This is a genomic window from Microbulbifer flavimaris (assembly GCF_001641755.2).
GTDB lineage: Bacteria > Pseudomonadota > Gammaproteobacteria > Pseudomonadales > Cellvibrionaceae > Microbulbifer > Microbulbifer flavimaris.
The window spans coordinates 230,099-248,606 of the sequence record NZ_LRFG02000001.1 but is presented as its reverse complement, the minus strand read 5'-3'; the positions used below and the strand labels follow the sequence as shown (position 1 = coordinate 248,606).

Sequence of the window (18,508 nt, the reverse complement as noted above, 5' to 3'; positions counted from 1 at the left end):
CCCCATAACAACAGAGCCCAGGACCGGGATTACAGCCTGGTTACAGCGCAATAAATGATTTTAAAAACAGTAAAAGGACGTCAACCTTACTGACTGAGGGGGCAAAATGTCAATAAAATTGCGCACGCAAGGCAAACACGTGCGTCCGCGCCGAGTCCCGCTGCTGGGGGAGCCCGGCGAGTGTCGCCGGGCTGAGAAGGGGGGAGGGACCGGGCGGCAACCACCACCCGGCAGAGCCATCAGATACCCAGGGCTTTCACCAGAGTTTCCGGCGGCAGGTAACCGGGCACCACAGTGCCATCTTCCATCACGATGGTGGGTGTTCCGCGGACATCAATCGCCTCATTACCCAGTTTGTACTGGGCGGCAACCGGATTCTTCTTACAGACCTTCAACGGAACGTTCTCGCGATTTTTGAGCGCAGTCAGGGTCTTGTTCGGATCATCGGCACACCAGGCGGTGGCCACTTTGCGGTAGCCCAGGGAGTTAAGCCCGGCTCGCGGGAAGGCCAGGTAACGCACCTCGATACCGCGCTTGTTCAGCTCCGGCACATCGTCATGCAGTTTGCGGCAGTAGCCACAATCCACATCGGTGAAAACATAAATATGTGCCTTCTTCTCACCCTTTGGGGAGAACACAATCATTTCACCCAAGTCCTGCGCAGCCATTACCTGGGCGCGCTGCCCGGCACGGCGCTGCTCGGAAACATTCACCAGATTGCCGGCCTTCACCTGATAGAGATCGCCAAAAATGAAGTGTTTGCCGTCCTCGGAAACGAACAGGGTGTTACCGCCGTCCACTTCCACCTCGTAAACCCCCTTCATCGGGCTCTGGCGCACTTCGCCGTAGGTGGCCTTGGGATTACCTTCCTTCAGTCGCGCCTTGATGGTTTTGGCGGTTTCCGCGTCGACCTGCGCGTGGACGGCACCGCCGAGCAGGGCCAGCATCGCACCGACCAGCATCAGCGGTTTGCTCACATACTTCATTCTGGATAGCTCCTCTATCGATTCATGGCTTCGACGTTACCGCCGGCAGACAGTTCCCGCGAGTATGGCATCAAACGGCGCCCCTTGTCGCCGCTGTCGCCGAACTCCCCACACTGTGCAGTTGTGCCCTCATCCCCTGGGATGATGCTGCTGATGCAGGGACTTGAGCCTGGCCCTGGCGACCTGGGTGTAGATCTGGGTAGTGGACAGATCCGTGTGCCCCAACAAGAGCTGGACCACGCGCAGGTCGGCACCGTGATTCAGCAGGTGGGTGGCAAAAGCGTGCCGCAAAGTGTGCGGCGACAGTGGCTTTTCGATACCGGCGACCCTGGCCCAGTGCTTGATCCGGTACCAGAAGGTCTGGCGGGTCATGGATTGCCCTGCCCGGCCGGGGAAACAGACATCGCTCTGCCCCGCCGGCAGCAGCAGCGGGCGCACTTCTCCCAGATAGCGCTGCAACCAGGACTGTGCAGCCTCACCCATAGGGACGAGCCGCTCCTTGCGCCCCTTACCGGTGACCCGGACCACCCCCTGGCGCAGATTGACCTGGGAAACCCTCAGGTCCACCAGCTCCGTCACCCGCAGGCCACAGGCATAGAGCAGCTCCAGCATGGTGCGGTCTCTCATGCCCAGCTCAGTGTCGAGGTCCGGCGCATCCAGCAGTGCCTCGACATCCGCCTCCGACAGGGATTTCGGCAGCGGCTTGGGTAATTTCGGGTTTTCCACCAGGGCGACGGGGTCCTCCTGTACCCATCCCTGTCGCAGACAGTACTGGTAGAAGCCGCGCAATGCCGCGAGGGCCCGGGCGGTGGAGCGGGCAGATATACCCTGGCGGTGGCGTTCGGCGAGGAATCCCTGGATATGTTCCCGCCCAACCGCCAGCAGCTCCGCCCCACTCTCGGCGCAAAACAGGGCAAAGGCCCGGAGGTCTCGGCCATAGGCCGCGCGGGTGTGTTCACTGGCGCCGCGCTCGGCCCAGAGCATGTCCAGCCAGCGGCCGATCGTCTCTTCCTGTCGCTGTAAATCCTGCATGGGCTTATTTAACCACATCCCCTGATGACAACATCGGTGGCAACGCCATCCGCAAGCACTTTTTGCGGGACAAAAAAAAGCCGGAGCGATTAGGCTCCGGCTTTTTCGCATAGCGCGGGAGAAACTTAGCTGAGTTTCTCTTTAATACGCGCCGCTTTACCAGTCAGATTGCGCAGGTAGTACAGCTTGGCCTGACGCACGTCACCGCGACGCTTGACCGCAATGCTGTCAACCAGCGGGCTGTGGGTCTGGAAAGTACGCTCTACGCCCACGCCGTGGGAGATCTTGCGCACGGTGAAGGAGGAGTTCAGGCCGCGGTTACGCTTGCCGATCACCACACCTTCGAACGCCTGCAGACGCTCGCGGTTACCTTCCTTTACCTTTACCTGAACAACCACGGTGTCGCCCGGGGCAAAGGCCGGAACTTCGCTTTTCAGCTGTTCCTGTTCCAGCTGCTGAATGATCTTGTTGGTCATTTGGAATACTCCCAAATAGCGGGCCTGCAAAAATTGACTGCGCGTGCGCCTGATACCGTCCGGCGGTGCTCGCAATGCTCATGTACAGCGTACACTCCGCTTGCTCCGCTCCGGCGGCCATCACCAGCCACCCGCTCGCTACAATTTTTGCCTGTCCCTACGTTTGTGTAGCTTCACAGCTAGTTCACCGAACTACTTACGCCTCCCGGCGAATCCGGCATCAAGTTTCTTCGGAGTTGCGCTCCTGCCGGATTTCCTCCAGCAGTTGCGCCTGCTCCTCGCTGAGCGCCAACCCTTCCAACAGGTCGGGCCGTCGCTCCTGCGTTCGCGCCAGCGCCTGCTTGAGGCGCCAGCGACGGATTCTCTCGTGATTGCCGGACAGCAGTACTTCCGGCACTACCCGCCCCCGGTATTCCTCCGGGCGAGTGTAGTGTGCGCAATCCAGCAACCCCTGGGCAAAGGAGTCCTCTACAGCCGACTGATCGTGCCCCAGCGCACCGGGGATCAGCCGCGTGATCGCATCCACCATCACCATGGCGGCCAGTTCGCCACCACTTAAAACATAGTCGCCGATGGACCACTCTTCGTCGATGAGCATCTCGATCAAGCGCTCATCCACGCCTTCGTAGCGGCCCGCCAGCAGCACCAGGTTGCCGGCATCCGACAGCGCCTCAACACCGCCTTGATCCAGCTGTCGCCCCTGGGGAGACAGGTAGATGGAACGGGCTGCTGCACCACCCTCTTCCGCCCAGGCTCGCGCCTCGGTCAGGGCCTGGTACAGAGGTTCTGCCAGCATCACCATCCCCGGGCCGCCGCCGTAAGGGCGATCGTCCACGGTGCGGTGCCGGTCGCTGGTGAAATCACGCGGATTCCAGCAGCGCACCTCCAGCAATCCTTCCTTCACCGCCCGCCCGCTGATGCCATAGTCGGTCAGTGCGGTGAACATCTCCGGAAAGATGGTCACAAGCGCGATTCGCTTGGCGGCCATCAGCTCAAAATTCCGGATCCCAGTCGACGGTGAGCACACCGGCTTCCAGGTCAATATCGGTGACGTATTCCCCGGGAATGTAGGGGATCAGGCGCTCGCGCCCGTCTGCACCGCCGCGTACCACCAGCACATCATTGGCACCGGTCTCCATCAACCGCACCACACTGCCAAAGTCATACTCGGCGCCACCAAACTGGCTGACCACGCGCAGACCTTCCAGCTGGTGCCAGTAGTACTCGCCTTCCTGCAAGGTGGGCATTTCCCCCCTGGAGATGGCGACATCTCGCTGACAGAAGCGGGCCGCGACGTCGCGGTCGTCCACATCCTTGATATGAACGATGAGCCCTTTTCCATGGCGCTTACCGCCATCGATGGTCAGGGGCTCCCAGCCTTTCTCACCCTGCAGCCACCACTGCTGGAACTGCAGGATATTGTCCATAGGGTCGGTAAAGGAGTGGACCTTTACCCAACCACGGACCCCGTACACAGCCGTAATGCGCCCGACAGTGACCAGCTCTCCAGATTCGGAAATGGAATCAGCCACGGGGGCACTCGCTTGCAGGGTCAATAACTTAGGCGGATTCTTTCAGCAGCTTGCTGACGCGATCGGAAACCTGCGCGCCCTGGCTCACCCAGTAGTCGACACGCTCACGATCGATGCGCAGACGCTCTTCCTGACCGCGGGCAACCGGGTTGAAGAAGCCAACGCGCTCGATGAAACGACCGTCGCGGGATTTGCGGCTGTCGGTGACAGTCAGGTGATAAAACGGGCGCTTCTTTGCACCGCCACGAGCCAAACGAATGGTTACCATGTAGCTTTCCTGTAGTTTCAACACTGGGTGGTCGCAATTGGCGACCCCCTACAACAACTCTGCCGGTAGCTCACCCGGCTGAAAGGCGGCGTATTCTAATGTACCGCCCGTACTTTGTATAGCGGGTAATTGGCCGGTTTTTCAACGGCTCATTTCTTGCGGAAACCCGGGGGCAGGCCACCGGGCACTCCGCCCATGCCACCCATGTCGCCGCCACCCATACCGGGCATACCGCCCATGCCGCGCATCAGCTTGCTCATTCCACCGCCTTTGAGCTTTTTCATCATCTTGCCCATCTGCTTGTGCTGCTTGAGCAGGCGGTTCAGGTCCTGGATCTGGGTACCGGAACCGGCGGTAATACGGCGTTTGCGGGAACCGTTGAGGATATCCGGGTTGCGGCGCTCAGCCGGGGTCATGGAGCTGATGATGGCGTCCATGCGCTTGAATTCCTTGCCCATGTCGGCCTGCTGCGCCATCTGGGCCATATTGCCCATACCCGGCATCTTCTCCAGCAGCGAACCGAAGCCGCCCATGTTCTGCATCTGCTGCAGCTGGTCGCGCAGGTCCTCGAGATCGAAGCCCTTGCCCTTCTGCACCTTTTTGACCAGCTTTTCAGCCTTGGTCTTGTCGATCTTCTGCTCCGCCTCCTCGATCAGCGACAGCAGGTCGCCCATACCGAGAATGCGCGAAGCAATCCGGTCCGGGTGGAAGGTTTCCAGGGCATCGGTCTTCTCGCCGACACCAATAAACTTGATCGGCTTGCCAGTCACATGGCGCACGGACAGTGCGGCACCACCGCGGGCATCGCCGTCGGCCTTGGTGAGAATTACACCGGTCAGCGGCAGGGCCTCATCGAAGGCCTTGGCGGTGTTCACCGCGTCCTGACCGATCATGGCGTCGATCACAAACAGCGTCTCGGCTGGATCGAGGGCACCGTGCAGGTCGCGGATCTCGTCCATCAGCTGATCATCGATATGCAGGCGACCGGCAGTATCGACGATGAGGACGTCGGCAAACTGCTTCCGCGCCGCATCCATGGCACTCTTGGCGATGTCCAGCGGCTTCTGTTCCGGTGTCGAGGGATGGAACAGTGCGTCCACCTCTCCCGCCAGCGTCTCCAGCTGCTTGATGGCTGCGGGGCGGTAGACGTCCGCACTCACCACCATCACTTTCTTTTTCTCGCGGGTCTGCAGGTACTTGGCCAGCTTGGCCACACTGGTTGTCTTACCTGCACCCTGGAGGCCGGCCATCAGGATCACGGCCGGCGGCTGTACGGCCAGGTTCAGCGGCGTCGCCGCCTCCCCCATGACCTTGACCAGCTCGTCCTGGACGATCTTGACGAACTGCTGGCCCGGGTTCAGTGCCTTACTGACCTTCTGGCCCACCGCAGCGGTTCGCACCTGCTGAACGAAGGCCTTGACCACTGGCAGCGCCACATCGGCCTCCAGCAGTGCTTTGCGCACTTCCCGCAGGGTATCGCGGATGTTGTCATCCGTGAGGCGGGCCTTGCCGGTGACTTTCTTGAGCGCCGACGAGAGGCGGTCACTGAGATTGTCAAACATAGATACGTCTCGGTATTTCTGGTGACGGCAGCCTGTGGTGCCGTCGGAGCGGTCTCTGAGGCGCGGCAGTATAGCTCAGGAGCGGCTGCAGCAGAAACTCCCGCGGGGCGGGCTTTCCTGCCACCGCGGCCTGTGACACACTGCCGCCCTATCGCAAACGAGAGACGGACTTATCGATGGCGGCTCTGGCCCACTGGACGGCAATCATTCTTTACCTGGCGACCACAGTCGTGGCCGCGCTGGCCCTGTCCAACCGTCGACAGCCGAACAACGCCCTGCTGCTCGGCTTGCTCGCCGGCGCCCTGCTGACGCACGGCGCATCACTCCTGAACACCCTGATCTCACCGGCCGGCTACCGTTTTGACCTCACGGCTATGTTCTCGCTGGTGGCCTGGACCGTGAACCTGTTGATTCTCCTGCTGGCGATCAAGCGCCCCCTGCACCTGCTCATCCTGATCCTAGCCCCCCTGGGTGCGCTGGCCGAGTTCGCGGCACTGCACGACTGGGGCGAGGCGGTAGTCCGGGAACAGCTCTCTACCGGCGTGGCAGTACACGCGCTGCTATCCATTGCCGCTTACTCACTGCTGACGCTGGCCACCCTGCAGGCCATCTATCTGTTTTACCAGAATCAACAGCTGCACAATCACCGCCCGGGCGCCATCAGCCGCTTCCTGCCCCCGTTACAGACCATGGAGTCCCTGCTGTTTGGCCTCATCGGCTTCGGGCAATTGCTGCTGACCGCTTCCCTGATCACCGGCTTCCTGTTCCTGGATGACCTGTTCGCGCAGCACCTCGTACACAAAACCGCGCTCTCCATACTGGCCTGGCTGCTGTACAGCATTCTGCTGTGGGGGCACTGGAAGTGGGGCTGGCGCGGCAACACCGCCGTGCGCTGGACGCTCGCTGCGTTTGCTGCGTTGATGCTGGCCTACTTCGGCAGCAAAGTAGTGCTCGAAGTCATCCTCCAGCGCAGCTAGACAGGCCCGGCAGCCCTGGACTTGCGGCTGCCGGAATTCTGTTTCACTATCCCCGTTCGCCAATAAATAGAGTTCCAACTTGAACGAGATACCGCCCGGTCTGGTGTTTGGCCTGCTGGCCCTGCTCATTGCCATTTCCGCCTTCTTCTCCAGCTCCGAAACCAGCATGATGTCGCTGAACCGTTACCGCCTGCGCCACCAGGCCAAGAGCGGACACCGCGGTGCCAAGCGGGCAATGGAACTGCTGTCGCGCCCGGACAAACTGATCGGTGTGATCCTGATCGGCAACAACCTGGTCAACGTGCTCGCATCCATGATTGCCGGCGCTATCGCCACCCGCCTGTACGGCGATGCCGGCCTGGCTTACGCCGGTATCATCCTGACCCTGGTGATTCTGATTTTTGCCGAGGTCACGCCCAAAACCATTGCCGCCCTGCACCCGGAAAAAATCGCCTTTCCCGCCTCGGTCATCCTGAAACCCCTGCTGTGGCTTCTGGCTCCGGTGGTCTGGCTGGTTGGCAGCATCTCCAACGGTCTCGCCCGCCTCGTGGGCGTCGAGGCCACCGCCGGCTCCGATGCGGAGCACCTGGCCCCCGAGGAACTGCGCACAGTGGTGTTCGAATCCGGAGCCCTGCTTCCCAGCAAGCACAAGGGCATGCTGCTGAATGTGCTCGACCTGGACCAGGCCACCGTGGAAGACATCATGATCCCCCGCAACGAGGTGGTGGGCGTTGACCTGGAAAGTAGCGGTGACGAGATACTGCAGCAGCTGGCAGAGAGCAGTTACACCCGGCTGCCGGTGTTCCAGGGGGACATCAACCGCGTGGTGGGCATCCTGCACCTGCGCCGGGCCGCACAGATCCTCAGGGATGGACCGGAAGCCTTCAGCTCCGAGCAACTGAAGGCCTATACCGACGAGCCCTACTTTGTCCCTGAGGCCACCCCGCTACCCACGCTATTGATGAACTTCCAGAAGCAGAAGCGCCGCATGGGGCTGGTGGTGGACGAGTACGGGGAGGTGATGGGCATCGTCACCCTGGAGGACCTGCTGGAAGAGATCGTAGGCGACTTTACTGCCAGCCCGGTGCCCAGTGAAGACGAGGAGATCATCGCACTCGGCGACGGCTGGTACCTGATCGAGGGGGGCACCTCCATCCGGGATATCAACCGTACCCTGCAGTGGGAGCTTCCGACCGACGGCCCCAAGACGTTCAATGGCCTGGCCATGGAGCATCTGGAGAGTATTCCCGACGGCAATATCAGTTTTTACATCCTGGACTACCTGGTGGAAATCGTGGAAGTCTCGGACAAGATGATCACCCGGGCCCGGGTGCGCCGGGCAGGCAAATAGCCCAGTCAGGCGCCGCCACCAGCGGCACTGAGAGACTGCGCCAGGCCGACGCCTAGACCAGATCCATCGCCAGCTGTTTGACCGGAGCAAAGCTCTGGCGGTGTATGGGTGTGGGGCCGAGCCGCTCCAGTGCTTCCATGTGCACTTTGGTCGGATAACCTTTGTGCCCCGCCAGCCCGTACCCGGGGTAGACGCTATCCAGCGCCACCATCTCCCGATCCCGGGTGACCTTGGCCAGAATTGACGCAGCGCCAATGGCGGCTACCCGACCATCCCCCTTGACGACCGTATCGCAGACATAAGACCACTCCGGCTTGCGGTTGCCATCCACCAGCACGAATTCCGGCTGTATAGAGAGCTGCTCCACGGCGCGGCGCATGGCCAGCAGGCTCGCGTGGAGGATATTGAGGCGATCGATCTCATCCACGGTGGCGCGGGCAATGGCAAAAGACAGGGCCCGCTCGCGAATCTCATCAAACAGGCGCTCGCGCTTCTTCTCGCTCAGCTTCTTGGAATCAGCCAGTCCCTCGATGGGACGGGCCGGGTCGAGAATGACCGCCGCCGCCACCACATCGCCGGCCAAAGGCCCCCGACCCACCTCATCCACACCCGCGAGCAGATCGCCCTGGTAGGTACAGACATAGGGGGGCAATTCGGTTTTGCTCATTGCTTCGCCTGAATCAGAGTGCAGACTGCCTCCGCTGCCCGTGCGGAGGCGTTGCGGCGCAGTTGCTGGTGAATATCGTCAAATTCCCGCTGCAGTTGATCGCACAGCAGCGGATCCTGGAAGAACTTCAGCAACTCGGCACCGAGGTTCTCGGGAGTTGCATCGTCCTGGAGAATCTCCGGCACCAACTCCCGGCGCGCCAACAAGTTGGGCAATGACACCCACGGGGTCTGCAACATGCGGGAGAAAATGGCATAGGACATGGCGCCCATTTTATAGGAGACCACCATGGGCTTTTTCAACAGCAGGGTTTCCAGCGTCGCCGTCCCGGAGGCTATCAGAACGGCGTCACTGGCAGCGAGAGCCTCGTGGGAGCGCCCGTCCAGTAGTGTCAGTGGCAGCTCCGGGAACCCCTGAAGCAGGTCTTGAAGCTCCCTCAGGCGCGCCTCGTTGGCCGCGGGCAGCACAAACTTCAGGTCCGGCTGACGCTGGTGGCACCAGCGCGCCGCCTGCAGGAACAGAGGCCCCAGGTAGCGCACCTCACCCCCGCGGCTGCCCGGCAACAGGGCCACGATTTGGTCGCTGCCAGCAAAACCCAGTGCATCGCGGGCAGCAGCGACATCCGGAGAGAGAGGCAGGTCATCCGCCAGCGGGTGACCCACGAAAGTCACCGGCACGCCGTGCTCGTTATAGAAGTCCGCCTCGAAAGGCAGCAGCGTCAGCATATGGTCCACTGCCCGGGCGATTTTCTTGATCCGCCCCCGCCGCCAGGCCCAGACGGATGGGCTGACATAATGCACAGTGGGAATGCCGGCGGCTTTGAGGGATTCCTCCAGCCCCAGATTGAAGTCGGGAGAGTCGATGCCAATAAATACATCCGGGGGGTTGTCGAGAAACTGCTGCCGCAGGCGTTTACGAATGCCAAGCAATTCCGGCAGCCGCTTCAGCGGCTCCACCAGCCCCATCACCGACAGGCGCTCCATCGGGCAGAGGGATTCGGCCCCCAGAGCCTGCATGCGCGGACCGGCAATTCCCTCGACCTTCACTTCATCGAAACGCTCCTGCAGCGCGGCTACCAGGCCGGCACCGAGAATATCGCCAGAGGCCTCTCCGGCCACAATGCCGATTCGCAGGCTGGTCTTGTTTGCACTCATAGAGGGGCTTGAATCCGGACAGGAGTAGTTGCGACCGTCAGCGAGTGATGCCGCGGCTCGAGGACTTGAGCGAATCGATCCAGGGTTGCACTACCGGCGACTGCTCCCGCAGTTCTACCAGCGCCTCCAGCGCCTCCTGCAGGGTCAGCCCCCGGCGGTAGACAATCTTGTAGGCCTTGTTGATCAGCGCGATATCCTCGCGGGAAAATCCGCGACGGCGCAACCCCTCGGCGTTGATGGTTTTCGCTTCAGCGGGATTCCCCGCAACCATGACATAAGCGGGAACATCTTTGCCGATCGCAGCGCCCATACCGGTAAATGCATGTTCACCGATGGTGCAGTGCTGGTGGACGAGGCTGAAACCACTGAGAATGGCCCAGTCGCGCACCTCTACATGGCCCGCCAGGGCGACATTGTTGACCAGAATCGTATTGTTGCAGATGACACTGTCGTGGCCCACGTGGGCATAAGCCATGATCAGGTTGTCATCGCCGATAGTGGTCTCGCCACGGTCCTGCACGGTACCGCGGTGAATGGTGACCCCTTCACGGATGACATTGTTGTCGCCCACCACCAGGGTGGTGTCTTCGCCCTGGTACTTCTTGTCAGGTGTGTCCTGGCCGACCGAGGAAAACTGATAAATCCGGTTATTGCGACCCAGGGTGGTGGGGCCAGTGAGCACCACGTGGGAGGCGATTTCACAGCCATCGCCGATCACCACCTTCGGACCGATGATGCTGTAGGGACCAATACGCACCCCGGAACCAATCACTGCCGATTCGTCGACAATCGCCGTGGGGTGAATTTCTGTCTGCATACTGCGTCCCGTTCCTCGAAACTGAAAAATGCGGCTACTTTAAACCCAGTTTGAAAATAAAGGAACCCGATCGGTCACGGATCTGGGGGTCCCGTAGCGCCCCTCTTGCCCCTCTCATTCAGGACCGCCGGGAGCTGGGGTCAGACCTGCTTTACCGCACAGAGCACATTGGCGGTGGTCGCCAGCTCACCGTCCACTGTCGCCTTGCAGGCAAACTTCCAGATCCCGCGACGCTCGGAAACCACTTCTGATTCCAGGGTCAGCTGGTCTCCCGGGACCACCTGGCGCTTGAAGCGCACATCATCAATGCCACCGAAAAGATAAAGATAGCCATCTTCTGGCTTGCGCCCCAATGTCTTGAAACCGAGGATTCCGGAAACCTGCGCCAACGCCTCGACGATCATCACGCCAGGGAAAATCGGCACCTCGGGAAAGTGCCCGTTGAATACCTCCTCATTGACGGAGATATTCTTGTAGCCCTTGATGTACTTACCCTCTTCCAGTTCAACCACGCGGTCTACCAGCAGGAAAGGATAGCGGTGCGGCAGGTATTGACGAATCTCACGAACGTCCATCATTTGAAAAGTCCCCAGAAACACTTTCGGGGCGAAAGATACTGTCTCTCGATTAAATGACTTAAACAGGAGACAGGACTCTCGCCCCGAAAAGATAACTCGTAAAGATAGTAACTTTGCCGCTGGCCGGGTCAGTCGCTCTCACCAGAACCGGTGGTCGCATTGGCCAACTGCTTCTCGAGATCCCGCAAGCGCCGTGCCATGTCGTCCAGTTGCGCAAAGCGCACCGCACTGCGGCGCCAGCTGCGACTGTCAGAGAAGGGCGTACCACTGGAGTAGGACCCGGCCGTGTCGATGGACTTGGTTACCAGCGTCATGGCGGTTACATGGGTTTTGTCGGCCACCGTCACGTGGCCAACCACCCCGGCGCCCCCAGCAATAGTGCAGTGCTTGCCGATCGTGGCGCTGCCCGCCACCGCCGAGCAGGCAGCAATGGCTGAGTAGTCACCAATTTGGACATTGTGCGCGATTTGCACCTGGTTGTCGATCTTCACACCACGCCCGATGACCGTGTTACCCAGTGCTCCGCGGTCGATGCAGGTGCAGGCACCCACCTCAACCTCATCACCAATCTCCACCCCGCCGAGCTGATGGATCTTGGTCCACTGGCCACCCCGGGGCGCGAAGCCGAAGCCGTCCGCGCCAATGACCGCATGACTGTGGAGGATGCAGTCACTGCCGATAGCGCAACCATGGTAGACAGTCACATTGGCGTGCAGGCGTGTTCCCGCGCCGATGAGACTGCCCTCACCCACTACGGAGTTGGGGCCGACAACGGCTCCCGCGTCGATCCGCGCGTGCGCCTCGATCACCGCACCAGCGGCGATACTGGCCTTGGGATCCACGACGGCATCCGGATGCACTGTGGCCGCAGGATGGACACCGACCGGCACTGTGGGCGTGCGGTCGTACACGGCTGTCGCCAGTGCAAAGGCGTGATAGGGGTTAGGCACCACCAGCGCCGAGACCGGACAGGCTTCAGCCATCTCCTCGGTCACCAGCACCGCAGCGGCGCGGGTGTCGACAAGAAAGCGGCGGTAGTTGGCACTGGCGAGAAAACTCAGCTCGGTGGGACCTGCGTCCTGCAGGGTGTTCAGACCGGTGAGGACCAGCTCCGGGGAAGTACCCGGAGCCATCCTGAGATCAGCGCCCAGCTGTTCAGCCAACTGGGCGAGCGTCAGATTGTCGTTCATGAAGGGGTATATTGACGCTTAATTGTCGGCGTTCATGCGCTCGACGACCAGCGCGGTCAGGTCGACCTTGGGGCCGGCAAAGTAGGCGGAGTTGGCGTCCAGAACCAGATCCAGCTGCTGCTCCTTGATGACAGTCTCGAGTGCCGTCTTGGCCTTCGGACCCATGGTCTTCTGGATGTCCTGTCCGACCTGAGCCTCCATCGCGCGCAGTTTCTTCACCGCGGTTTCGAAGTCAGAGCGCTTGAAGTTCATTTTGCGCTGGTGCTCGGCCTTCTGCTCCTCGGACCAGGTTACGCCATTTTTCTGCGCGTCCTCGGCCAGCTTCTGCACCTCGGCGCGGATAGACTCGGCGCTGCTCTGCAGTTTGGAGTACTCGGAGCTGGTCTTGAGGGCATTGACCTTCGACTTGGCAGCTTCGGTGCTCATGATGGCCGCCTGCAGGTTAAAGACTGCCACCTTGGTCTGGGCCAGTGCGGAAGCAGAGGCCAGGATGCCGGCGAGCAGTACTGCGGTGATCTTTAAAGTTTTAAGCACGTCGAATTCTCCGTTTTGCTCTATTTATCGTTTGTTTTGCACGTTCGTGAACGATGCGCCCGAGGCGCATCTGCATTTTAGAAGCTGTTACCCAGCGTAAACTGGAATACTTCCACTTCGTCCTCGTCGTTCTTCTGCAACGCTTTTGCCACAGAGAACTGCAGCGGACCAAAGCCGGTGATCCAGGTCAGGCCGATGCCTGCGGATACATTCAGATAATCGAGGTCGACATCGAAACAGTTGAGCTGCGTCTCGCCACAACTGCTGTCAAAGACATTACCCGCATCGACAAAGAAGGTCGACTGCATGGAGCGCTGATCTTTGACGAAAGGAAGCGGGAAAATCACTTCCGCGCTGCCCTCGACAAGGATATTGCCGCCGAAAGGCTGTGGCTCACGGGGGTTATCAAAAGTTTCAAGCGCACCCGTCTCTTCGTTTAGCACATAACACTGCTGAGAGACGAAACCGTCCGCGGTCACGGCACATGCTGTAGTGTTATAGGGCGTAGGCGGCGTCGAACGCGGACCCAGGGTATTGCGCTCGAAACCGCGCACAGAGCCGAAACCACCACCGTAGAAGTTCTCGAAGAATGGCAGCTCCGGGGTATCGCCAAAGCCATCGGCATAACCGAGACGCGTGCGCAGGCGCAGGGTCAGGTTCTTGGTCAACGGGCGGAAGTACTGCGCCGTGTAGATGAACTTGGAATACTCCAGGTCACCACCGGGCACCGCGACCTCGAGAGATGCACGCTGTGACGCACCGCGGGTCGCGAGGATACCGCGGTTCAGCGTAGAGCGGGCATAAGAGGTCGTGATGGAGAAGGAATCAAAGGTATCGCCATAAACATCGACGAAACCGTTCAGGTCGGTGTTCAGCAGCTCCGGGTCCAGAGGCTCACTCAGGTCCAGGGCTTCACCGGCCTCAATGGCAGCAGCGAGCTCCTCATTGATAGTGGTGAGATCCGAAGCGACGACAACACTATCGACCCCTTCGATCGGCCGCGGCGTTTCACTGATTTCCTTCACCGAGTTGTTGCTGTTGCCAAGCTCCAGGTGTGAGAAACCGAAGTTGAGGCCCACCCGGGAGATCTCGGAGATCGGGTAACCAAAGCTCAGGCCGGCACCATACGTGGTGGTGTTATAGCTGGCCAGGTTGATCTCGGAATAATCCCGCTCCTGGTAAAAAACATTGAAACCGCGGCTGACACCGTCCGGGGTGAAATAGGGGTCGGTGTAGGAGAAGTTGGCCACAGTCTGGTAGCGGGAAGTGTTGACTGCCACACCGACGGATTTGCCGGTACCCAGCCAGTTGTTTTCCTGCACGTTGGCGCCCAGCACCAGACCACTGCCCTGGGCATAGCCCACGGTGCCGCCGATGGTACCGGAGGGCTGTTCCTCAACGGTATATTCCACGTCGATCTGGTCGGAAGTGCCGGGCACTTCAGAGGTTTCCACCTGCACTTCCTTGAAGTAACCCAGTCGCTCCAGGCGTACCTTGGACTGCTCGATGCGGGCCGAGGAAGCGGAAGCTGCTTCCATCTGGCGCATCTCGCGGCGCAACACCTCATCCGAGGTGCGGGTGTTGCCGCGGAAGTTGATACGACGGACGTAAGCGCGCTTGCCCGGGTCGATAAAGAAGGTAACTTTTACCGTCTTGTCTTCCTCATTGGGCTCCGGCATGCCGTTCACCTCGGCAAAGGTGTAACCCTCATTGCCCAGGCGCTTGGTAATGTAATCGGAGGTGGTCGTCATCAATACCTGGGAGAAGGTCTGCCCTTCCCGCACCAGCAAAAGACGCTCGATTTCCTCTTCCGGCACTACCGGGTCGCCAGCCAGGTCAACCTCGCTCACGGTGTACACATCACCCTCAGTGACATTGACTGTGATGAAAACGCTGCGCTTGTCGGGGCTCAGGGATACCTGGGTAGAGTCAATCCGGAACTCCAGGTAACCCCGGTCGAGGTAATAGGATTCCAGCCGCTCCAGGTCGCCGGTCAGTTTCTCGCGGGAATATTTGTCGTCACTGCGCAGCCAGGAGAGCCAGCCGGTGGTCTGCAGTTCGAAGATTTCCGCCAGTTCATCATCGGAAAATGCGCGGTTGCCGACGATGTTGATGTGCTTGATCGCGGCGACGGAACCCTCGTCCACCACCACTTTCAGCTCCACCTGGTTGCGGGGCAGCTCGTTGACTTCAGTGGTGACGCTGGCGCCGTAGCGGCCTTGGGCCACGTATTGGCGCTGCAGCTCCTGGGCGAGGCCTTCCAGGGTGGCGCGCTTGAAAATCTGCCCCTCAGCCAGGCCGTTTTCCTGCATGCCCTGCAGCAGGTCTTCGGTCTTGATGGCCTTGTTACCGGTGATCTCGATCTTAGAAATCGCCGGGCGTTCGCGCACAGTGATAACCAGTACACCGTTTTCGCGGCCAATCTGGATATCCTGAAAGTAGCCGGTGCGGAAAAGGGCACGGGTCGCGCTCTGAATTTCGAGGCTCTCGATCTGATCACCCACGCGTACCGGCAAGGCTGCGAATACAGTGCCGGCGGAAACCCGCTGCAGGCCCTCCACGCGGATGTCGTTGACCACAAACGACTGGGCAACGGCACTGATGGGAAGGGCCAGGCCCAGCGAGGCCGCTTTGAGGAAATCTTTCATTGACTAAATCCGAGTTTCTTATTCGCAATTCCAGTTGGGTGACCGGATCGCTCCGGCACGGGACGCCGCTATAGACGCAGGATATCGTTGTACAGGGCGAGGCCCATGATGCCGAGCACCAGAATCATCCCCACCTGCAGCCCGATCATCTGCACCCGCTCCGAGACGGGCGAGCCCTTGATCGCCTCAATACCGTAGTAAAGGAGATGTCCCCCATCGAGTACGGGGATAGGCAACAGGTTGAGCACCCCGAGGCTGATACTGAGCAGTGCCAGCAGCGACAGGAACGACTGCCAACCGGCTTCCGCCGAGGTGCCGGCCACTTTAGCAATGGTGATTGGGCCACTCAAGTTCTTGGTCGAGAGATCTCCGAAGATCAACTTCTTCAGGCTGCTGAGAGTAAATTTGGTCTTGTCCCAGGTCTCCTGCAGGCCTTTCAGGGCGGCGCCGGCAAAGCTGTAATGGTAAGTGCGCACCCGCTCTTCCGGCCAGGTTTCCACCACCGGCAACACGCCGATGCGGCCTATTTCCTCACCGCTCTCCAGAGTCACGGCTTCCGGGGTAACCGCCAGTAACAGGCGCTCACCATCGCGCTCGACCTCCACCTGCATCGACTGCCCGGCCCTTGTGCGCACATACTCGGTCCAGTCCTCCCAGGTATCAAAGGACTGGCCGTCGGTGGCCAGCACGGCATCGCCGGCACGCAAGCCTGCCCGCTCTGCAGCACTGCCCTCGGTGACGCGGGACAGGGTAAGGGTGACGGAAGGAGTCCACAGGGTCAGGCCAATCTCGGCCAGCGGGTCGGGGATTTCGCGGCCCGCCAACCAGCGTTCGATATCCACAGAGGAGTGATACTCCAGCTCCGAGTCGGGGTAACGCACGGTAAAGTCGATGGTTCCGGTATCGCCGAGACGATTGGCGAGACGCCAGTTCAGCGCCTGCCAGGTGGGGGTCGGCTCGCCGTCGACGGCGATGATCTCTTGCTCGGCCTCGAGGCCGGCGCGCGCGGCTATGCTGCCGGGCTCAACCTCTTCCACGATCGGGACGGGGCCGGCTGTGCCGCCCATAAACACACCCCAGAAAAGCAGGATCGCGAGCAGGAAATTGGCAAGCGGCCCGGCGGCCGCAATGGCGATACGGGCCCACACGCTCTTCCGGTTGAAAGCCTGATCCAGCTCCTCGGCCGGCACTGGCCCCTCGCGCTCATCCAGCATCTTCACGTAGCCGCCAAGCGGAATGGCGGATACCGTGAACTCGGTGCCGTGGCGATCGTAGCGGGACAGCAGGCGGCGGCCGAAACCGATGGAAAAGCGCAACACTTTCACACCGCACAGGCGCGCCACCAGGAAGTGGCCCGCCTCGTGGAAGGCAACCAGTACGCCGAGAGCCACTAGGGCCCAGATTACTGTCTGAATAAAGTCCATAGTTTGACTACTAATTCACTCTTGGAGTCGGCGACCACTGCCAGCCGGGGCGCACATCATAACGCACTCGCGGACCCTCGCGTGCTCAGGCCGACCCGAGAAAGTCGCGCGCCAGCGCGCGGGCTTCCCGATCCGCAGTTTCGACTGCTTCCAGACCGGTCAGTTCAACGATCGGGGAGTTTTTCATGACGCGCTCGATCAATCGGGGGATGCCGGTAAAGGAGAGCCGCCCCTCGAGGAAGGCCTCGACAGCCACCTCATTGGCGGCATTCAGCACTGTTGGAGCACTGCCACCCGCATCAATGGCCTCCCGGGCCAGGCGCAGACAGGGGAAACGCCCGGGGTCGGGCGCCTCGAAATCCAGCCGGCCCTGCTTGATCAGGTCCAGCGCTGCAACGCCACTGTCGATACGCTCCGGAAAGGCCAGGGCGTGGGCGATTGGCGTACGCATATCCGGGTTACCCATCTGCGCCAGCAGGGAGCCGTCCCGGTACTGCACCATGGAGTGCACAATGCTCTGCGGGTGCACCACCACCTCGATCTGCTCGGGGCGCGCGTTGAACATGTAGCAGGCCTCGATGAATTCGAGCCCCTTGTTCATCATGGTGGCGGAATCCACGGAGATTTTGCGCCCCATCGACCAGTTCGGGTGGGCACAAGCCTCCTCCGGGGACACCTGGTGAAGGGCGTCCGGTGCATGCTCGCGAAACGGGCCGCCGGAGCCGGTGAGGAGAATCCGCTCTACACCCGCCGCCTCCAGGTCGCCACAGGGGTGTGGCAAACACTGGAAGATTGCGTTGTGCTCGCTGTCGATAGGGAGGAGCTCAGCATCGCTGTCGGCCAGCGCCTCCATAAACAGAGGGCCCGCCATCACCAGAGACTCTTTGTTGGCAAGCAGGACCTTTTTACCGGCCTTGACCGCGGCGAGTGTCGGCTGCAGCCCGGCGGCACCCACAATCGCCGCCATTACCGCATCGACCTCCGTGGCCGAAGCGACGCTGCAGAGCCCCTCAACACCCGTGAGTACTTCCGTGGTGAGCCCATCAATCGAGAGCATATCCCGGAGCTCCGCCGCGCGGGCCTCTGGCACCACGGCATAGCGCGGCTTCAGGCGCCGGCATTGCTGGGCGAGCTCGGCAATACGCTCGCGGGCAGTCAGGGCAAAGACGGAGTAGCGCTGGGGATAGCGCGCCAGCACATCCAGAGTGCTGACGCCGATGGACCCGGTGGACCCGAGGACAGTGACGGATTGTTGCTGCGAAGCTGGCATAGGCTCGTTCAGTACCTCTCGGGCCTCTGTCATCCGGACCCT

General features: G+C 60.9%; 18 protein-coding genes. 2 read left to right on the top strand and 16 right to left on the bottom strand.

The features are described 5' to 3' along the window. Nucleotides 1–239 precede the first annotated feature (239 nt). From AWR36_RS01135 to ffh, 7 genes are all read right to left on the bottom strand, one after another. Nucleotides 240–986, bottom strand: a complete 747-nt coding sequence (locus AWR36_RS01135; RefSeq protein ID WP_067079873.1) for a thioredoxin fold domain-containing protein — start codon at nt 984–986, stop codon at nt 240–242. A gap of 129 nt (nt 987–1,115) precedes the next feature. Continuing rightward, complete coding sequence (gene xerD, locus AWR36_RS01130) at nt 1,116–2,018, bottom strand: site-specific tyrosine recombinase XerD (RefSeq protein ID WP_067079871.1); 903 nt, start codon at nt 2,016–2,018, stop codon at nt 1,116–1,118. A gap of 125 nt (nt 2,019–2,143) precedes the next feature. Then, nucleotides 2,144–2,494, bottom strand: coding sequence for a 50S ribosomal protein L19 (gene rplS, locus AWR36_RS01125; RefSeq protein WP_067079869.1), 351 nt, complete (start codon nt 2,492–2,494; stop codon nt 2,144–2,146). A 220-nt stretch (nt 2,495–2,714) separates the two neighbouring features. Beyond that, nucleotides 2,715–3,482 carry a tRNA (guanosine(37)-N1)-methyltransferase TrmD gene (gene trmD, locus AWR36_RS01120; RefSeq protein WP_067079867.1) on the bottom strand — a complete coding sequence of 256 codons (768 nt, stop codon included), beginning with the start codon at nt 3,480–3,482 and terminating at the stop codon, nt 2,715–2,717. A gap of 4 nt (nt 3,483–3,486) precedes the next feature. Next, nucleotides 3,487–4,026, bottom strand: coding sequence for a ribosome maturation factor RimM (gene rimM / locus AWR36_RS01115; RefSeq protein WP_067081737.1), 540 nt, complete (start codon nt 4,024–4,026; stop codon nt 3,487–3,489). A 28-nt stretch (nt 4,027–4,054) separates the two neighbouring features. Continuing rightward, the gene (gene rpsP / locus AWR36_RS01110; RefSeq protein ID WP_067079865.1) at nt 4,055–4,294 is read right to left on the bottom strand and encodes a 30S ribosomal protein S16; all 240 of its coding nucleotides are present in this window, start codon (nt 4,292–4,294) and stop codon (nt 4,055–4,057) included. Nucleotides 4,295–4,443: 149 nt separating this feature from the next. Further along, nucleotides 4,444–5,856, bottom strand: a complete 1,413-nt coding sequence (gene ffh / locus AWR36_RS01105; RefSeq protein WP_067079863.1) for a signal recognition particle protein — start codon at nt 5,854–5,856, stop codon at nt 4,444–4,446. A 176-nt stretch (nt 5,857–6,032) separates the two neighbouring features. On the opposite strand from ffh, the gene AWR36_RS01100 reads away from it, so the two are divergent. Together AWR36_RS01100 and AWR36_RS01095 are read left to right on the top strand one after the other, a co-directional pair. Further along, the gene (locus AWR36_RS01100) at nt 6,033–6,833 is read left to right on the top strand and encodes a cytochrome C assembly family protein (RefSeq protein WP_067079861.1); all 801 of its coding nucleotides are present in this window, start codon (nt 6,033–6,035) and stop codon (nt 6,831–6,833) included. Between the two features lie 79 nt (nt 6,834–6,912). Next, nucleotides 6,913–8,184: an HlyC/CorC family transporter gene (locus tag AWR36_RS01095; RefSeq protein ID WP_067079859.1), complete on the top strand. Its 1,272-nt coding sequence runs from the start codon at nt 6,913–6,915 to the stop codon at nt 8,182–8,184. 52 nt (nt 8,185–8,236) lie between these two features. Here the strand turns inward: AWR36_RS01095 and rnhB are convergent, their stop codons facing one another. The 9 genes from rnhB to ispC form a co-directional block, all read right to left on the bottom strand. Then, the gene (gene rnhB / locus AWR36_RS01090) at nt 8,237–8,851 is read right to left on the bottom strand and encodes a ribonuclease HII (protein WP_067079857.1); all 615 of its coding nucleotides are present in this window, start codon (nt 8,849–8,851) and stop codon (nt 8,237–8,239) included. Next, nucleotides 8,848–10,005: a lipid-A-disaccharide synthase gene (lpxB, locus tag AWR36_RS01085; RefSeq protein ID WP_067079855.1), complete on the bottom strand. Its 1,158-nt coding sequence runs from the start codon at nt 10,003–10,005 to the stop codon at nt 8,848–8,850. Before lpxB ends, rnhB begins: the two co-directional genes overlap by 4 nt. A gap of 37 nt (nt 10,006–10,042) precedes the next feature. Continuing rightward, nucleotides 10,043–10,822 carry an acyl-ACP--UDP-N-acetylglucosamine O-acyltransferase gene (gene lpxA / locus AWR36_RS01080; protein WP_067079854.1) on the bottom strand — a complete coding sequence of 260 codons (780 nt, stop codon included), beginning with the start codon at nt 10,820–10,822 and terminating at the stop codon, nt 10,043–10,045. Between the two features lie 140 nt (nt 10,823–10,962). Continuing rightward, on the bottom strand, nt 10,963–11,400 hold the full coding sequence (gene fabZ, locus AWR36_RS01075; RefSeq protein ID WP_067079849.1) for a 3-hydroxyacyl-ACP dehydratase FabZ: 438 nt from the start codon (nt 11,398–11,400) through the stop codon (nt 10,963–10,965). A 128-nt stretch (nt 11,401–11,528) separates the two neighbouring features. Further along, a complete protein-coding gene (lpxD, locus tag AWR36_RS01070; protein ID WP_067079845.1) occupies nt 11,529–12,590 on the bottom strand; it encodes a UDP-3-O-(3-hydroxymyristoyl)glucosamine N-acyltransferase in 1,062 nt (353 codons plus the stop codon). Nucleotides 12,591–12,608: 18 nt separating this feature from the next. Continuing rightward, nucleotides 12,609–13,124 (bottom strand): OmpH family outer membrane protein, encoded by a 516-nt coding sequence (locus AWR36_RS01065; protein ID WP_067079843.1) that lies wholly within the window; start codon nt 13,122–13,124, stop codon nt 12,609–12,611. A 77-nt stretch (nt 13,125–13,201) separates the two neighbouring features. Then, the gene (gene bamA, locus AWR36_RS01060) at nt 13,202–15,772 is read right to left on the bottom strand and encodes an outer membrane protein assembly factor BamA (RefSeq protein ID WP_067079842.1); all 2,571 of its coding nucleotides are present in this window, start codon (nt 15,770–15,772) and stop codon (nt 13,202–13,204) included. A gap of 68 nt (nt 15,773–15,840) precedes the next feature. Next, entirely contained in the window at nt 15,841–17,196 is a 1,356-nt protein-coding gene (gene rseP, locus AWR36_RS01055; protein WP_067079840.1) for an RIP metalloprotease RseP, read from the bottom strand. Nucleotides 17,197–17,281: 85 nt separating this feature from the next. Beyond that, a complete protein-coding gene (gene ispC / locus AWR36_RS01050) occupies nt 17,282–18,499 on the bottom strand; it encodes a 1-deoxy-D-xylulose-5-phosphate reductoisomerase (protein WP_231745206.1) in 1,218 nt (405 codons plus the stop codon). Between the last annotated feature and the right edge of the window lie 9 nt (nt 18,500–18,508).

Coding starts and splice junctions, on each gene's coding strand:
- rseP (WP_067079840.1), bottom strand. CDS start 17,196: ATGGACTTTATTCAGACAGTAATCTGGGCCCTAGTGGCTCTCGGCGTA.
- rplS (WP_067079869.1), bottom strand. CDS start 2,494: ATGACCAACAAGATCATTCAGCAGCTGGAACAGGAACAGCTGAAAAGC.
- lpxD (WP_067079845.1), bottom strand. CDS start 12,590: ATGAACGACAATCTGACGCTCGCCCAGTTGGCTGAACAGCTGGGCGCT.
- lpxA (WP_067079854.1), bottom strand. CDS start 10,822: ATGCAGACAGAAATTCACCCCACGGCGATTGTCGACGAATCGGCAGTG.
- rpsP (WP_067079865.1), bottom strand. CDS start 4,294: ATGGTAACCATTCGTTTGGCTCGTGGCGGTGCAAAGAAGCGCCCGTTT.
- fabZ (WP_067079849.1), bottom strand. CDS start 11,400: ATGATGGACGTTCGTGAGATTCGTCAATACCTGCCGCACCGCTATCCT.
- lpxB (WP_067079855.1), bottom strand. CDS start 10,005: ATGAGTGCAAACAAGACCAGCCTGCGAATCGGCATTGTGGCCGGAGAG.
- bamA (WP_067079842.1), bottom strand. CDS start 15,772: ATGAAAGATTTCCTCAAAGCGGCCTCGCTGGGCCTGGCCCTTCCCATC.
- rnhB (WP_067079857.1), bottom strand. CDS start 8,851: ATGAGCAAAACCGAATTGCCCCCCTATGTCTGTACCTACCAGGGCGAT.
- AWR36_RS01135 (WP_067079873.1), bottom strand. CDS start 986: ATGAAGTATGTGAGCAAACCGCTGATGCTGGTCGGTGCGATGCTGGCC.
- ispC (WP_231745206.1), bottom strand. CDS start 18,499: ATGACAGAGGCCCGAGAGGTACTGAACGAGCCTATGCCAGCTTCGCAG.
- ffh (WP_067079863.1), bottom strand. CDS start 5,856: ATGTTTGACAATCTCAGTGACCGCCTCTCGTCGGCGCTCAAGAAAGTC.
- AWR36_RS01100 (WP_067079861.1), top strand. CDS start 6,033: ATGGCGGCTCTGGCCCACTGGACGGCAATCATTCTTTACCTGGCGACC.
- xerD (WP_067079871.1), bottom strand. CDS start 2,018: ATGCAGGATTTACAGCGACAGGAAGAGACGATCGGCCGCTGGCTGGAC.
- trmD (WP_067079867.1), bottom strand. CDS start 3,482: ATGGCCGCCAAGCGAATCGCGCTTGTGACCATCTTTCCGGAGATGTTC.